We start from the raw sequence: 15,488 nt of genomic DNA, 5'->3' as shown, positions 1-15,488 counted from the left end.
CCGGGGGTGGGCCGACCGGCCCCGAACGCGCGGCTGTGCCACCATGGCGGTGCGCGGGCCCCATGGCCGCCGGCCACCGCGGTGGAGTACCGCGTTGCGCCGGGGGCCGATACCGTAGAGGCGAAACGATCCGATGGGTCCGCGCCCGCGCGCCGACGGGACCAGGAGGAGCGTGGTGGCGTGGTGACCAGCCCCGAGGACCCTCACGTACGACTGCCGCAGCTCAAGCTCGACGAACTGCTGGAGGAGCTGCAGGCCCGGATCGACGCGGCACGCGGCACCCGGGACCGGGTGCGCAGCCTGCTGGAGGCGGTGCTCGTCGTCGGCCGGGAGCTGGACCTGGAGCACGCCCTGGGCGCCATCGTGCACACGGCGGCGGTGCTCGTGGACGCGGAGTATGCCGCGCTCGGCGTCATCGGGCCGGACGGCCAGACCCTTTCCGCCTTCCACACCGTCGGCGTGAGCGACGAGGACGTCGCCGTGATCGGCCCCTACCCCGAGGGGCACGGCATCCTCGGTGAACTGATCCGCCACCCGCAGCCGCTTCGCCTCGCGAAGCTGTCGCACCATCCGGCCTCGTACGGCTTCCCGCCCCACCACCCGCCCATGAACAGCTTCCTCGGGGTCCCGATCCGGGTCCGCGACCAGGTGTTCGGCAACCTGTACCTGACCGAGAAACGCGATGGCGCGGAGTTCGACGAGGAGGACGAGTCGGTCCTGTCCACGCTGGCCGTGGCCGCCGGCGTGGCCATCGACAACGCCCGCCTGTACGAGGACTCCCGGCTGCGCGAACGCTGGCTGCGGGCGAACGCCGACATCACGCACAGCCTGATGTCCGGCAGCGCCCGCGCCGAGGCGCTGGACCTGATCGCCGAACGGGCCCGGGAGATCACCGGCTCGGCGCTGGTGGCGGTCGCAATGCCTGTGACGGACACCAAGTCGCTCACCGTGGAGATCGCCGTCGGCCTGCACGCCGAGGCACACCGCGGGCTGGTGCTGCCCCTGCACGAGAGCCTGATGGGACTGGCGTACGCGGCAGCGGCCCCGGTCGCCAGCGACGACGTCATCCACGACCCGCGCATCTCCTCGCAATCCCCGCGGTTCGCCGGGCTCGGCCCCGCCGTCGCCGTCCCCATCGGCACGGCGCAGGGCGGCACCCGGGGCGTGGTCCTGCTGGCGCGGGAGACCGGCCGGCCGGTGTTCTCGGAGAGGGAGACCGAGATGCTGCAGGGCTTCGCCGCGCAGGCCGCGATCGCGATGGAACTGGCCGACCGCCGGCAGGACGCCGAGCGGATCGCGGTGCTCCAGGACCGTGACCGGATCGCCCGGGACCTGCACGACCTGGCGATCCAGCGGCTGTTCGCCACCGGGATGACGCTGCAGAGCGCGAGCCGCTTCATCGACCACCCGGAAGCCTCCGAGCGGGTCCTGCGGGCCGTGGACGACCTGGACGAGACCATCAAGATCATCAGGTCGGCCATCTTCGGCCTGCGGGCGCGCGAGGGCGTCGCCGGCGGCGGACTGCGGGCGCGTGTCGTCGGCGTCGTCGACGAGGCCGCCCCCGTGCTGGGGTTCGCCCCTAGCCTGCGCATGGAGGGCCTGGTCGACACCGACGTGCCGCGCGAGATCGCCGACCACGTCGTCGCCGTGCTCTCCGAGGCCCTCACCAACATCGCCCGGCACGCCCGCGCGGACCGCGCACACATCGCCCTGACCACGGACGGGCGGGAAGCGGCCCTCACCGTGTCGGACAACGGCGTGGGCATGCCGCCCGGGGGCCGCCGCAGCGGGCTGCGGAACATGGCCGAGCGGGCGGAACAACTCGGCGGCCGGCTGACCGTGTCCAGCCCGGACGGCGGCGGCGCCACACTGCAGTGGCGGGTCCCGTTGCCCGCGACGCGGCCGTCGGGTCCGGCGCCGGGACAGTGAACCGGACGTGCCGGAACTCCCGGCCGGACCCGTCCTCGGGGGGCCCGGGGACGGGCCACTCGGCCCATGCCCCGCACCCGTCGCCGGCCGCAGGCTGAAGGTGTCGCAGCACGGATCCGAGTCTCTGGAGGACGCCATGGACGGTACTCCGACCGTGAACGACGTGATGACCCGTACGGTCGTCGCAGTCCGCCCGGACGTGGTCTTCAAGGACATCGTGAAGACCATGAAGGAGTGGCGCGTCAGCGCCCTCCCGGTGCTGGACGGCGGCGGGCACGTCGTCGGTGTCGTCTCCGAGGCGGACCTGCTGCCCAAGGAGGAGTACCGCGAGGGCGACCTGGGCCGCCACGGCCAGGCGCACCTCGCGGACGTCCGCAAGGCCGACGCGGTGACCGTCGAGGACCTGATGACCGCCCCGGCCGTCACGGTGCAGCCCGGGGCCACCCTCGCCCACGCCGCACGCCTCATGGCCCGCAACCGGGTCAAGCGGCTGCCGGTCGTCGGCGACGACGGCACGCTGAAGGGCATCGTCAGCCGCTCCGACCTGCTGAAGGTCTTCCTGCGCGACGACGAGGACATCGCCGAGGAGGTACGGCGTGAGGTCGTCGTACGCCTCTTCGGCACGGGCCTGGTGCCCGTGGGCGTCGAGGTGTGCGACGGGGTCGTCACGCTCGCCGGCCGTGTCGACGACACCAGGCTCGTACCGCTCGCCCTTCTCCTGACGCGGACCGTACCGGGCGTCGTGGACGTCCGCAGCGCCCTGACCGGACCCCGCCGGCACCCCGATCTCGACCCGGACCTGCCGGAGGAGGACCAGCCGGGTCCGGAGCGCACGGCCTCCGCCTGACCGCGGCCGACGGCAGCGAGACGACGGCCCGAGACGACGGCCCGAGACGACGGCCCGAGACGACAGGAGTGCGCGAGGACGGCAGCGAGAGGACGGGAAGAGGCGGCGACCGATGACACGGACACCTCCCGCGACTCCGGCGCGGGTGCGGCTGTGGCGCTGGCGGCGCAACCCGCTGCGGCGGCACAGCGACCTCGTGGAGGCATGGATCGTGCTCGCGGCATGGCTTCTCGCCGCCCTCGGCGGCGTCCTCGCGGGTGCGGCGGCGGCACAGGCCACGGAATCGGGCCTCGCCGCCCGGCGGGCCCAGGCGCACGCCGTGTCCGCCGTCCTCACCGACGACGCGGCGAGGACCCCGGCCGCCGCGTCCGGCTACGACGACGGCCGGGTCTGGGTCGCCGTGCGCTGGACGGATCCGGACGGCTCGCCGCACACGGACCTCGCCAAGACGCTCCCCGGCACCCGCGAAGGAACCCGGCTCACCGTGTGGACGGACCACGCCGGCCATATGGTGTCCGCCCCCGTCACGGGGACCGACGCCACCGTCCAGGCGGCCCTGACCGGCGCCCTCGCCGCCCCGGCCGCCGGCGCGACGGTGTGGGGCGCGGGACGGACGGTCCGCACCTGGCTCATGCGGCGGCGCCTGGCCGAATGGGACGAGGAGTGGCGGCGGGCCGAATGGGGGAACCTCAGCGGCGGCAAGGGCTGAACGCGTCGGCAAGGGCTGAACGCGTCCGTCCTACGTCTCGTTCAGTCTTCCGCGTTCGTGTCGTCGTCCGCGGTGAGCCGGCAGTCCACGGCCACCACGCCCTCGACGCCCCGCGCCATGCGCACGGCGAGCGGAATCCGGTCGGCCTCCCGGACCCGGCCGGTCAGGGTCGCGACTCCCTCCGTGACCATGACGTGCACGGGCTCGACCGGCGCCGGGAAGAGGACGTCGACGACATCGCGGCGGATCTCGTCGGCGAGGTCGTTGTCCGGGCGCAGGAACACCTTGAGCAGGTCCCCGCGGCTCACCACGCCTTCGAGCAGCCCCTCGGAGTTGACGACGGGCAGCCGCTTGACGTGCCGCAGGGCCATGATGCGGGCCGCCTCGGTGAGGGTGGCGTCGGCATGGACGGTGACGGCCGGGGTGCTCATCAGCTCGTCCGCGGTCACCGCCCCCGCCTTGGCCAGGGCGGACAGCCTGCGCAACTGGGTGAACCGGTCCGGATCGTCGTCCCGGAACTCCTCCTTGGGCAGCAGGTCGGCCTCGGAGACGACACCGATGACCCGGCCGTCGCCCTCGAGTACGGGAAGGGCGCTGACCTGCCACTGCTCCATGCGTTCGACGATGTCCTTGAACAGGGCCTTGCGGCCCACCGCCACCGCGGCGCGCGTCATCACGTCGTTCACTCGGTGCGGACTGCCGGCCATGCTCTCCTCCTCCGGACGCCGGTGAGATCCGGACACGGCGGTCATGTCAGGCCCCCGCTGCCGTACGGCGCGTACAGGTCGAGCAGCCGGACCCTGGAGGCGTGCAGCCGATGGGCGACCACCCGTCCGACCCAGACCGCGATCGCCCGGCCGAACTCGGCGTCCGCGGCGCACATCGCCCGGACCGTCTCGGCGTGGAACTCCCAGGCCCGCACGGGGCTCATCGCCTCGGCACCCAGCTGCCACAGGTACGGCGGGAAGTGCCAGGAGAAACCGACCAGTTCGCCGTGCCCGAGCGATTCGATGACGGCGGGACGGCGGCCGGGCACGCGCAGGTCCAGGGCGACGGTCCCGGTGCGCACGATCCAGAAGCGGTCGGCGCGCCGGCCCTCCTCGAACAGGCGGGTCCCGGCCTCGAAGGAGACCTCGCGGGCGGCCCGCATCAGCCGTTCACGGTGCTCGGCGGGAAGCGCCGCGGTCATGGTGGTGGCGGAGGTCATCGCACCGGCTCCCTTCGTGGTTACTGACCCCAGCGTGCGCGCGGCACCGGTTCTTCACCACGGGCCACCCGGGCCCGCGCCGGGGCTCTTCGGCCCATGGGGGCCGTACCCGCCGCGCCGCAGGCTGGGAGACAACCGCACTGGAGGGAGACGCACCATGCGCCCCGCTACGCGATTCGCGGTCGTCGCGGTCGGCGATCCGTCCCGGCGCGACGCCGGCGTCGGCCACGCGGTCCTGTGCCGTCTGCGCGAACGGGCGGTACAGCGGCCCTTCCCGCCCGGCACCGTCCTGGCGGAGTGCGACCTCGATCCTGGGCGGCTGATCCGGCTGTGGGACCACACGGACCTGACCGTCGTCATCGAGGCGGCACACACCCTCCCGAGCCACCCGGGCCGCATCCACCGCCTGGAACCGGACGTCCGCCGGCCGGCCCGGCCGCAGGCGCTCGGTCCGCGTGGGCTCGACCAGGCCGTCGAGGTGGCCTGGGAGCTGGACCGGCTGCCCGGCCGCCTGGTGGCGTACGCCGTCGAGGCCGCCGACACCTCACTCGGACCGGGACTGTCCCCACGGGTCGCCGCAGCGGTCGACACCCTCGTCGCACGTGTGGAGGACGAGATCGTCCGGCACCGGGTCGCCGCGGCACGCGGCACCACCGCCCCGGCCACGGCATGACAGGACGGGAAGGGCCATCCACTTCTCGCGGATCCGGATTGCGCGGTGCGCGGCTGCCGGCCGCTTCTCCGCGCCGGGCAACGGTCCTTCCCGCCACTACCAGCACACCACGCGGACCGCGCACTCCACCAGTGCCGACCGGCCCGCGGCCGGCACGAGCATCGGATTTTGCGGGGAGCGGGCCTCAGCCCGCGGACACACCGAGGGCCCCGGCGCGCGGTCGCGCGGCCGGGGCCCTCGACAGGAACTCAAGCCGGATCAGGAGCCGTCCTCATCGTGGTCCCCGGTCTCCGTCTTCGAGTAGGCGTCGTGCCAGGCGGCCTTCGCACCGGAGTCGCCGATCCGGTAGACGTCCACCACCGCGCCGACCGCGACGGCCAGCGAGAGCACCCCGATGACGATCCGCACCGGCAGGGCCGACCAGCGGGGGCGGCTGCCCTCTGCACGCTCCGCCGAAGCGAGCCGGCCCACCCACCACACGACTGCCGCCGCGACGAACAGAGCCACGGCCCACGGCAGCAGTCCGTCACCCAGCTCGGTGTGCCGCCGTACCAGGGCGTCGTCGTCCACATGCCGCTCGAGCCACTCACCGGCATGCGTGGTCAGCGGCACGCTGCCCAGGGCGGCGAGCGCCAGAAGCGGCAGCAGCGGGCCCAGCTGCCGTGCGGCGCGCGGCCACAGCGCGGCCGTGACCAGGGCCAGCGCCGTCAGGGGTATCAGTACGACGACCACATGGACCAGCAGGACATGGGTGGGCAGACCGTGGAACAGATTCATCGAGGCGCTCCAAGAGGGGGGTAGGGCGCGCGCCAGCCTGGCACAGCAATCTCTCAGTTGCCTCTGAGCTCACGTGGCGGCTCACGGGGGCTCACGGGCGGCGCAGCCAGTCGTCCGCCACGCCGTGCACGGCCGGTTCCGCCGCCTGTACGTGCCTGTCGTCGAAGCGGTAGGTGAGCTGGTCGACGACGTCCACGACACCGTCCACCCGTCGCGTCAGACCGACCGCGGCGCTGACGTCGCCGCGGCGCTCCAACTGCCCGGTGAGGGTGACCACGCCGTCGTCGACCCCGACGTCCACGATGTCCGGGCTGAGCCACAGGGCATCGGCGAACACCTCGCCCTGTACGGCCCGCCGGATCTCGTCGTCGGGACGCAGGAAGACCTGGAGCAGGTCGCGGCGCGTGACGATGCCGACCAGCCGGTCCTCCTCATCGACCACCGGAAGCCGTTCGACGCCGTGCCGCGTCATCAGCCGGGCGGCCTCCGACAGCACCGCCTGCGCGGGGACCGTCACGGCGGGCGCCGACATCAGCTCGCCCGCCGTACGCGTCCGGCCGCGGGCTGCGCTCCCACCCGTCCCCAGGTGCAGACCGCGCACCCAGGCGGCGAAACCACCGCCGGACTCCGGTGCCCGTGCCTGGCGCCGCATCAGGTCGGTCTCGGAGATCACCCCGATGACCTTGTCGTCCTCGTCGATGACCGGCAGCCCGCTGATGCCGTGTCCGCGCAGCAGGCGCACCACCTCCTTGAACGGGGTGTCGTGGCGGACCGTGACGACGTCGTCGGTCATGACGGCGCCGACCTTGGTGGGTTTCATGGTTACCTCCTTCAGCGGTGGCGCCCCGTCAGCGCAGCCTGCGCAGGTATGGATCGTGGGGGTGGCGCGGCACGAGCCGGACCCGGGCGTCGAGCGCGGTGATACCGCGCGGCCCGGCCAGGACCGGGTTGAGATCGGTCTCCGCCAGTTCGGGCAGGTCGGAGGCGAGCCGGGACAGCCGGTGCAGCAGCTGCTCCAGAGCGCCGAGGTCGGCGGCGGGGCTGCCGGCGTAGCCGAACAGCAGCGGGGAGCAGCGCGGCGAGGTCAGCAGGTCGTGCACGTCAAGGTCGGTGAGCGGGGCGAGGCGGGCGGCGTGGTCGGCGAGCAGTTCGGTGGCGGTGCCGCCGAGGCCGAACACGACGAGCGGCCCGAAGACCTCGTCCTGGACGACCCCGGCGAACAGTTCCGTGCCGCGCTCGGCGAGCGGCTGGACGACCACCCCGGTCATCCGGTCGCCGAACCGGGCGACCAGATCGCGGTGGGCGGCCCTGACCTCGGAGGCGTTCTGCAGGCCGAGGTGCAGGGCGTGCTGCTCGCTCTTGTGCAGCAGACCGGGCCAGTACGCCTTCAGGACGACCCGCCCGTCCGGTCCGGCGAGCCGCTCGGCAGCGGCGACCGCCTCACCCTCGTCCCGCGCCCAGGCCCAGGGGATCTGCGGGATGCCGTAGCAGTCCAGGAGCGTGGCCGTCGCCCGCGGATCGAGCCAGCCCCCTTCCGGATTCCCGTGCAGGAAGGCGACGGTCAGGCTCTTCGCCCGCCCCGTGTCCACGCCCGCCGGCTCCGGTACGGTGCCGGCCGGCCGGGCGAGCCAGTCGGCGCGGGCCGCGGCATGGGCCACGGCGCGGGCGGCGTCCTCGGCGTCCGAATAGGCGGGCACGGTGCCGCCGCCGACGGCCGGCAGCAGCTCGACGCGGGCCGCCTGCGCGGGCAGTACGACGACCACCGGGCGGGCGAGCGGGCGGGGCACCGAGGTCAGCGCGCGCACCAGGTCCTCGCCGGTGGCCGCGGCGACCGCCGTGGGGACCAGGCTCACCAGGACGGTGTCGACCGCACCGTGCCGGGCCAGCAGACCGACGCAGGCCCGCAGCCGGTCCTCGTCGACGGCCGCCGTGACGTCCACGGGGTTGGTCGCGCTCGCCCCGTCGGGCAGCAGGGCGAGGAGTTCGTCCACCAGGCCGGCGGCGAGCGGTGGCACGACCAGCCCGGCGTCCGCGCACGCGTCGGCGGCCAGGACCCCGGCACCGCCCGCGTTGCTGACGACGGCGACCCTTCTGCCGTCGGGGAGCGGCTGGGCGTGCAGGAGGGCGGCGGTGTCGAGGAGTTCACCGATGGTGCGGGTGGCGGTGATGCCTGCCTGGGTGAACAGGGCCCGCCGGGTCATGGTCGGGGTGGCCGCCGCCGCGGTGTGCGAGGCGGCGGCCCGCCGCCCGGCCGCGGACCGGCCCGCGTCCACGGTCAGCACCGGTATCGACCGGGCCACCCGTCGGGCCGTGCGGGAGAACGCGCGGGGATTGCCGAAGGACTCCAGGTGCAGCAGCGCCAGGTCGGTGTGCCCGTCGCTCTCCCACCACTGGAGCATGTCGTTGCCGCTGACGTCGTACTTGTCGCCGAGCGAGACGAACGTCGACAACCCGATGCCGAGCCGGGCCAGGCCGTCCAGCAGTGCGATACCGACGCCGCCGGACTGCACGGCGACTCCCGCGGTGCCGGGCCCGGGGTGCCGGGCGGCGAAGGTGGCGTCCAGGCGGACACCGTCGTCGGTGTTGGCCAGGCCCAGGCAGTTCGGGCCGACCAGCCGCATCCCGTGAGCGCGGCACGCGCCCAGCAGCGCGCCGCTCTGGTGCGTGTCCAGGCCCGCGGACACCACGAGCAGGGCGCGCACACCGGCCCGCCCGCACTCCTGTGCCACCTCGGCGACGGCCGCGGCCGGTACGGCGATCACGGCGAGGTCCGGCACCTGCGGCAGCGCGGCGACGGACGGGCAGGCGTGCACCCCGGCGATCGCCTCGGCCTCGGGGTGCACGGCGTACAACCGTCCGGCGTAGGAACCGTTGTGGATGTTCCGCAGGATCGCGCGCCCGACCGACCCCGGTCTACGGCCGGCGCCGATCACGGCGACCGCCCGGGGCCGCAGCAGCGGCTCCAGGCTGACCACGTCGGCGACCCGGCCCCGGGCCTCGACGGCGCTCAAGTAGGCCTCGTCCTCGGTGAGTTCGACCCTGCAGTGCACCTCGGGTCCCTCGAAGCGGCGGGTGATACGCAGCCCCAGGTCGTGGAAGACCTTCAGCACGTCGTGGTTCTCGGCCAGGGTGTCGGCGCTGAACGCGGTGACGCCCGCCGAACGCGCGGCGTCCGCGAGGTGCTCCAGCAGGAGGGTGCCCACACCGCGGTGGTGCCAGCCGTCGGCGACGGCCACCGAGACCTCCGCCGTGCCGCCGTCCGGCAGGACTTCGTACTCGGCAAGCCCCACGAGCCGCCCACCGCACTCGGCGGCCAGCGCGCGGTAGCCGGGGCGTTCGCCTCCGGCCACCCGGTCGGCGGCCCGCCCGGCGGAGGCCGGGCTGACGGAGAAGAACCGCATACGCAGGTTCTGCGGCGACATCTCCTCGTACAGCCGCCGTACGTCCTCGTGGTCCGCCGGGCCCGCCCGTCGTATGCGTACGGTGGTTCCGTCGGCCAGCAGGGCGTGCACCGGGGCCTCCTGGATGCCGGTCATCGCGGACTCTCCCTCCGACAGGCTCCCGCCTTCAGCGTCCGGCGGTGGGTACGGGCCGCACAGGGGCTGACCGGGCACCGTGCGGGCCGAGTGGCCCACCCGGCTGCGGGCGAAGGGCTCCGGCAGCCGGCGCCGCGGGCTCTCACTGGGCCAGCGAGAAGTAGTTCTCCTCCTCCTGCGTGAAGTGCAGGCGGAGTACGGTGTGCAGCCCGTACAGGCAGGAGCGCAGGTCGTCGAGCTGGCCGGGGGCCAGTCCGCCCTCGGCGTGCGCCAGCCGCAGGTGGGTGGCGATACGACGGGAGAGGCGTTCGATCTCGGTGTGGGCGCGGCTCATGGTGGCCGTCGCCTCCGGCCCGCCCAGAACGGGGGCGAGCGCCGGGTAGAGGTGGTGCTCCTCGGCGTACTCGTGGGGCAGCAGCCGTTCGGTGAGCAGCCGGTGCGCCTCCTCGACGGCCGCCAGGGACTGCGGGCCGGGGCCGTCGGAGAGGCGGTCGGCCGCACCGTGCACCGCCTCGATCACGTCCTGGAGGTCGTCGTGTTCGGCCGCGAAGCGGTGGATGAGCGCCTCGGCGGCGGGTGTCAGCGCCGGCCGTGCGCTCTGGTCGACGCGCAGCGCGCGCAGGGCGTTCAGGATGACCGCGACGTCGATGGCCTCCTGGAGCAGTGCGCCGGCGGCGGGCGGCAGCAGGCCGAAGGCCGCCGCGGCCATCGCGGCCAGGGACAGCACCATCCCGCCCAGGGCGCTCTGCACGGCGATCCGCCGGGCCCGTACGGCGATGACGACGGCGTCGGCGAGCCGGTCCACGCGGTCGGTGGTCAGCACGATGTCGGCGGCCTCCGAGGAGGCGGTGGAGCCGCGCGCGCCCATGGCCACACCGACGTCCGCGGCGGCCAGCGCGGGGGCGTCGTTCACGCCGTCGCCGACCATGACGGTGACCGCGTGTTCGCGTTCGGCCCGTACGACGGCGACCTTGCCGGCCGGGTCGAGACCGGCGCGGACGTCGTCCAGACCGAGGACGGCGCCGACCTCGTGGGCCGGCTCCGCGCGGTCGCCCGTCAGCATCAGCAGCCGCTCGATGCCCGCGGCCCGCAGCTCGCGCAGGGTGCGCGGGGCGTCGCGGCGCAGGGGGTCCCGAAGGAGCACGGCACCCACCGGACAGCCGTCGACGGTCAGCCAGGCCACGGCGGCGCCGTCCAGGAGCGCCCGGTTGTCCACCGCCCTCGCCCAGGACGGGCGGTCCCCGGGCGCGGTGAGGCGGCCGACGCACACCCGGCGCCCGTCCACGCTGCCCGTGGCACCCTGGCCGGGCTCCTCGGTGACGTGGGACGGCATCGGCAGGACCAGCTTCCGGTCGTGCGCGGTGTCGACGATCGCCCCGGCCAGGACATGGGGCGAGTACTGGTCCAGTGACGCGGCGAGCCGCAGCACGTCCGCGGGCTGCCACCCCGGTGCGCCGACCACGTCCAGGACCTGGGGCCTGCCCCGGGTCAGGGTGCCGGTCTTGTCGAGCAGCAGGGTGCGGGCCCGGCCCAGGTTCTCCAGGGCGCCGCCGTCGCGCATGACGACGCCCAGCCGGGAGGCGCGGGAGATCCCCGAGACGATGGCGACCGGCGCGGCCAGCAGCAGCGGACAGGGGGTGGCGACCACCAGCACCGCCACCGCGCGCACCGCCGAGCCGCTGAGCAGCCAGGCCAGTGCCGCAACCGCCAGGGTGAGCGGCAGGAACCAGACCGCGTAACGGTCGGCCAGCCGCACCACGGGCGCGGACTCGGCCCCGGCCTGCCCGGCCAGGCGCACGATCGAGGCGTAGGTGCTGTCCTGCTCGGCCGCCGTGGCCCGCAGCTCGAAGGCGCCGCCGGCGTTGACCACGCCGCTGCGGACGGTCTCGCCCGCGGCCCGTTCGACGCTCAGGGACTCGCCGCTGAGCACGGACTCGTCGAGGGTGGCCGTGGCCCCCTCCACCCGCCCGTCCACCGGCACGGTCTCACCCGGGCCCACGACCAGCAGGTCACCTACGGCGACCTCGCCCAGCGGGACCGTGGCGACACCGGCCGCCGTGCGGCGGCGTGCCGAGCGGGGTGCGTGCTCCAGCAGGGCGCGCAGGTCGTGCGAGGCCCGCCGCTGGGCCGCGCCCTCCAGGGTGCGACCGGTGGCCAGCATCAGCGCGATGAGCACACCGGCCAGGTACTCATGGACGGCGAGGGTGCCGCCGAGGGCGAGCACCGCGATCAGATCGACGCCGGTACGGCCGTGGTGGAGGGAGAGGAGCACCCAGCCCACCGCCGGCGGGACCGCGCACAGGGTGCCCAGACCCCACAGCAGATGGGCGAGAGCCGCGTCACCGGCGAGCCAGGCGCCACCTCCCGCGGCCAGGGCCGCGGCGGTGACCGCCAGGAGGGCGGGCTCCAGCCGTGGCCAGGCGCCGACATGTGTCTGCCGCATCATGGTCGCCCTTCGGGGAGCGGGCCCGCGGGGCGCCGCTCAGCGCCTGGCGAGCGGGGGGTCACCGGCGCCTGCGTAGGACGCCGAGGCGATGGGAGTACGCGTCCTCGTCGATGTCGCCGCGGGCGAAGCGTTCCGCGAGCAGTTGTCCGTCGGCGGACGCGGACCCGGTGGGCGGGGCGCCGGCGGACGTGGCGGAGCCGCCCGGCCGGGACAGGACCCGCAGGAGCAGGACGCCGAAGGCGGTGATCTCCGCCCGGAGGAAGGTCGTGCCCGCCGACATGGCGAACCAGCCGGGACTGTGGTCGTACCGGAACATCGCTGTCACCGTCCGTCCTCGCGGCCGGCCCGCGAAGGTCCGGCGCAACACGGTTTCCTCCCCGAGGCCTCGTCGTCACCGTCCCACCGCCGCACACCTCCCGCATGGGCCGGTGGGACCAACGCGTCCGGGCCGTTGGACCCTCACCCGGCGGGCTGTTCCGCGGGAGGCCGGGTGAGGGCGCCCGGCGCCGTCCCTCTCCAGCCGGGAGGCGACCGGTCCACGCATGGCATCCTCCATAAATCTGTGGAATATTGTACGAGGGAGGAGGGGCTGCGCCGCCCCGGCCCGGCACGACTGGAGGACATCGTGGGATTCACCGACGAACACCTGATCCCCCTCGTCGACGAGGGGCTGGGCAACAGCGCCTACCTCGTCGACCTCGGCGACGGCCGAGCCCTGGCCGTCGACGCCTCCCGGGACGTCCGCGCGCTCCGCCAGGCCGCGACCGAGCGCGGCCTCACGGTCGCGTACGCGGCCGACACGCACCTGCACGCCGACTTCCTCACCGGCGCCCTGCAGCTCGCCCACGACGACGGCGCCACCGTGCTGGCCTCCGCCGCCTCGGAACGCGCCTTCCCGCACACCCCGCTCGCCGACGGCGACGAGACCGACCTGGGCGGCCTCACCCTGCGGGCGCTGGCCACCCCGGGCCACACCGACGAGCACCTGTCCTACCTGTTGCTCGACGGCCCCCGGGCGCTGGGCGTCTTCACCGGTGGCTCCCTGATCGTCGGCTCGGCCGCGCGCACCGACCTCCTCGGCCCCGGCCGCGCGGAGGAGCTGGCCCGCGCCCAGTACCGCTCCCTGCACCGCCTCGCCGCCCTGCCGGACGCCACCGCCGTGTGGCCCACGCACGGTGCCGGGTCGTTCTGCTCCGCCCCGCCCGGCGCCGAGCGCACCACGACCGTCGGCGCCCAGAAGCGGGCCAACCCGCTGCTCGCGGCGCCGGACGAGGACGCCTTCGTCCGGGAACTGCTGGACAGCCTGGGCACCTACCCCGCGTACTTCGACCGGCTGGGCGAGGCGAACCGGCACGGTCCCGCCCTCCTGCCCGCCGCCCCGGGCCTGGCGCCGCTGGACACCGCGGCGGTGCGGGAACTGCTCGGCCAGGGCGCGCAACTGGTCGACGTCCGCCCGGTGCGGCAGTTCGCCGCCGGGCACGTCCCCGGTGCCGTCTCCATCCCCCTGCGCGCGGCATTCGCCACCTGGCTGGGCTGGCTGCTGCCGCCCGAGGCTCCGCTGGTGTTCGTCCTCGGCCCCGGCCAGGACGCGGCGGAGGTGGCCTGGCAGGCGGCGAAGATCGGCTACGACCGTCTCGCCGGCCACCTGGCAGGCGGCCCGGACGCCTGGCGCGCGGACGGCGGATCCCTGCGGACGCTGGAACTCGTCACGGCCGACCGCATCGGCGACCGGCCCGTCCTCGACGTACGCCAGCGGGCCGAGTACACGGCCGGGCACATCCCCGGAGCCCGGCACACCGAACTCGGCACCCTGACCCGGCCGACCGGGGCACCACCGCACGGGACGGTCGTGATGTGCGGGCACGGCGAGCGCGCCACGACCGCCGCCAGCCTCCTGGCCCGCGGCGGCGCCGACGACCTGGCCGTGCTGGTCGGCGGGGCCGCCGACTGGGCGAAGACCACCGGCCGCCCTCTCCAGGAGGGCGCATGAGCACCGACACCACCACCCCGGGCGGCGCGGTCCGGCTCGGACTGCGCGCCAACCTGGCCCAGTTCTCCCTCCTGGTCGCGGTCAACGCCCTGGTCGGCGGCATGCTCGGTCAGGAACGCACCGTGCTGCCGCTGCTCGCGCGTGACGTCTTCCACCTGTCCGCCTACACCGCCGCACTGACCTACATCGTGGCCTTCGGCGCCACCAAGGCGATCACGAACTTCTTCGCCGGCACCCTCTCCGACCGCTACGGCCGCAAGCCCGTGCTGGTCGCGGGATGGATGGTGGCGCTGCCGGTGCCGGCGCTGCTGATCTGGGCACCGGCCTGGGGCTGGATCGTCTTCGCCAACGTGCTGCTCGGCATGAACCAGGGCCTGACCTGGTCCACCACGGTCATCATGAAGATCGACCTGGTCGGGCCCGCCCGCCGAGGGCTGGCCATGGGCTTCAACGAGGCCTCCGGGTACGTCGCGCTCGCGGCCACCGCCATGGCAACCGGCGCCGTCGCCGCCCACTGGGGGCTGCGCCCCGCCCCCTTCCTCCTCGGTGCCGCCTACGCCGCCCTGGCCCTGGGCCTGTCCACCCTCGCGGTCCATGAGACCCGGGGCCACGCCCGCGCCGAGGCCGCGCGTCATCCCGTACCGCGCAACCCCGACCACCACGGTGAGCTGACCACCGGCCAGATCGCCTGGATCACCAGCTTCCGCGACAAGGCCCTGTCGGCCGCGAGCCAGGCCGGGATGGTGAACAACCTCAACGACGCCCTCGCCTGGGGCGTCTTCCCCCTGCTGTTCGCCGCCCACGGCCTGACCGTGGCACGGATCGGCGTCCTCGCCGCCCTCTACCCCGCGGTGTGGGGCTTCGGGCAACTGGTCACCGGCTGGTGGTCCGACCGGGTCGGCCGCAAGCACCTCATCACCACCGGCATGCTCGTCCAGGCGGCGGCCATCGCCCTGGTGGCGACCGGCACCACCTTCCCCGTCTGGGCGACCGCCCAGATCCTCCTCGGTGCCGGGACCGCCCTGGTCTACCCCACCCTGCTGGCCGCCATCGGCGACGTCGCCCACCCCGCCTGGCGCGCCCGCGCCGTCGGCGTCTACCGCCTGTGGCGCGACGGCGGCTTCGCCGTCGGCGCCCTCCTGGCCGGAGCCCTGGCCGACGCCTACGGACTGACCACCGCCATCCGGGCGGTGGCCGCCCTCACCGCCGCCTCCGGCCTCGTCGTGGCGTTCCGCATGTACGAGACCCACCCACGGAGCTGAACGCCCACCGTGCGGGGCCGAACGGCCCTGGCACCCGCCCCCTTCCCTGCGGACAGTGGAATCCGCAAGGACAGCCGTGCGCACCGCGGCGGCAGAGGAAGGGCGGTCAGCA

At 74.6% G+C, this 15,488-nt stretch carries 13 protein-coding genes; 6 read left to right on the top strand and 7 right to left on the bottom strand.

The features are described from left to right. Nucleotides 1-183: 183 nt before the first annotated feature. The 3 genes from K7G59_RS01435 (at nucleotide 184) to K7G59_RS01425 (ending at nucleotide 3,485) form a co-directional block, all read left to right on the top strand. On the top strand, nucleotides 184-1,929 hold the full coding sequence (locus tag K7G59_RS01435; protein WP_225830242.1) for a GAF domain-containing sensor histidine kinase: 1,746 nt from the start codon (nucleotides 184-186) through the stop codon (nucleotides 1,927-1,929). A gap of 136 nt (nucleotides 1,930-2,065) precedes the next feature. Continuing rightward, nucleotides 2,066-2,776, top strand: a complete 711-nt coding sequence (locus K7G59_RS01430) for a CBS domain-containing protein (RefSeq protein ID WP_225829914.1) — start codon at nucleotides 2,066-2,068, stop codon at nucleotides 2,774-2,776. Between the two features lie 112 nt (nucleotides 2,777-2,888). Continuing rightward, complete coding sequence (locus tag K7G59_RS01425; RefSeq protein ID WP_225829913.1) at nucleotides 2,889-3,485, top strand: hypothetical protein; 597 nt, start codon at nucleotides 2,889-2,891, stop codon at nucleotides 3,483-3,485. 41 nt (nucleotides 3,486-3,526) lie between these two features. Here the strand turns inward: K7G59_RS01425 and K7G59_RS01420 are convergent, their stop codons facing one another. Both K7G59_RS01420 and K7G59_RS01415 read right to left on the bottom strand, forming a co-directional pair. Then, nucleotides 3,527-4,192, bottom strand: a complete 666-nt coding sequence (locus tag K7G59_RS01420) for a CBS domain-containing protein (protein ID WP_225829912.1) — start codon at nucleotides 4,190-4,192, stop codon at nucleotides 3,527-3,529. Nucleotides 4,193-4,233: 41 nt separating this feature from the next. After that, a complete protein-coding gene (locus K7G59_RS01415; protein ID WP_225829911.1) occupies nucleotides 4,234-4,692 on the bottom strand; it encodes a Crp/Fnr family transcriptional regulator in 459 nt (152 codons plus the stop codon). 157 nt (nucleotides 4,693-4,849) lie between these two features. Here K7G59_RS01415 and K7G59_RS01410 point away from each other — a divergent pair, with 157 nt between their 5' ends. Beyond that, nucleotides 4,850-5,365, top strand: coding sequence for a hydrogenase maturation protease (locus tag K7G59_RS01410; protein WP_225829910.1), 516 nt, complete (start codon nucleotides 4,850-4,852; stop codon nucleotides 5,363-5,365). Nucleotides 5,366-5,623: 258 nt separating this feature from the next. Here the strand turns inward: K7G59_RS01410 and K7G59_RS01405 are convergent, their stop codons facing one another. The 5 genes from K7G59_RS01405 to K7G59_RS01385 all read right to left on the bottom strand — a co-directional run bounded on the left by K7G59_RS01405 (nucleotide 5,624) and on the right by K7G59_RS01385 (nucleotide 12,440). Further along, the gene (locus K7G59_RS01405) at nucleotides 5,624-6,142 is read right to left on the bottom strand and encodes a DUF2231 domain-containing protein (RefSeq protein ID WP_225829909.1); all 519 of its coding nucleotides are present in this window, start codon (nucleotides 6,140-6,142) and stop codon (nucleotides 5,624-5,626) included. A 91-nt stretch (nucleotides 6,143-6,233) separates the two neighbouring features. Then, on the bottom strand, nucleotides 6,234-6,962 hold the full coding sequence (locus K7G59_RS01400; protein WP_225829908.1) for a CBS domain-containing protein: 729 nt from the start codon (nucleotides 6,960-6,962) through the stop codon (nucleotides 6,234-6,236). 28 nt (nucleotides 6,963-6,990) lie between these two features. After that, complete coding sequence (locus K7G59_RS01395; protein ID WP_225829907.1) at nucleotides 6,991-9,678, bottom strand: GNAT family N-acetyltransferase; 2,688 nt, start codon at nucleotides 9,676-9,678, stop codon at nucleotides 6,991-6,993. 142 nt (nucleotides 9,679-9,820) lie between these two features. Continuing rightward, the gene (locus K7G59_RS01390; protein WP_225829906.1) at nucleotides 9,821-12,121 is read right to left on the bottom strand and encodes a heavy metal translocating P-type ATPase; all 2,301 of its coding nucleotides are present in this window, start codon (nucleotides 12,119-12,121) and stop codon (nucleotides 9,821-9,823) included. Nucleotides 12,122-12,182: 61 nt separating this feature from the next. Then, nucleotides 12,183-12,440 (bottom strand): SHOCT domain-containing protein, encoded by a 258-nt coding sequence (locus K7G59_RS01385; protein ID WP_225830241.1) that lies wholly within the window; start codon nucleotides 12,438-12,440, stop codon nucleotides 12,183-12,185. Nucleotides 12,441-12,686: 246 nt separating this feature from the next. Between K7G59_RS01385 and K7G59_RS01380 the strand changes: the two genes are divergently transcribed. Both K7G59_RS01380 and K7G59_RS01375 read left to right on the top strand, forming a co-directional pair. Continuing rightward, nucleotides 12,687-14,114 carry a rhodanese-like domain-containing protein gene (locus K7G59_RS01380; protein WP_225829905.1) on the top strand — a complete coding sequence of 476 codons (1,428 nt, stop codon included), beginning with the start codon at nucleotides 12,687-12,689 and terminating at the stop codon, nucleotides 14,112-14,114. Then, nucleotides 14,111-15,376 carry an MFS transporter gene (locus tag K7G59_RS01375; protein ID WP_225829904.1) on the top strand — a complete coding sequence of 422 codons (1,266 nt, stop codon included), beginning with the start codon at nucleotides 14,111-14,113 and terminating at the stop codon, nucleotides 15,374-15,376. The genes K7G59_RS01380 and K7G59_RS01375 overlap by 4 nt, the downstream gene beginning before the upstream one ends. The last annotated feature ends 112 nt before the right edge of the window (nucleotides 15,377-15,488 follow it).

It is taken from the genome of Streptomyces sp. NK08204 (assembly GCF_020400585.1).
In the GTDB taxonomy this organism is placed as follows: domain Bacteria; phylum Actinomycetota; class Actinomycetes; order Streptomycetales; family Streptomycetaceae; genus Streptomyces.
This window is presented reverse-complemented; position numbering and strand designations above follow the sequence as displayed.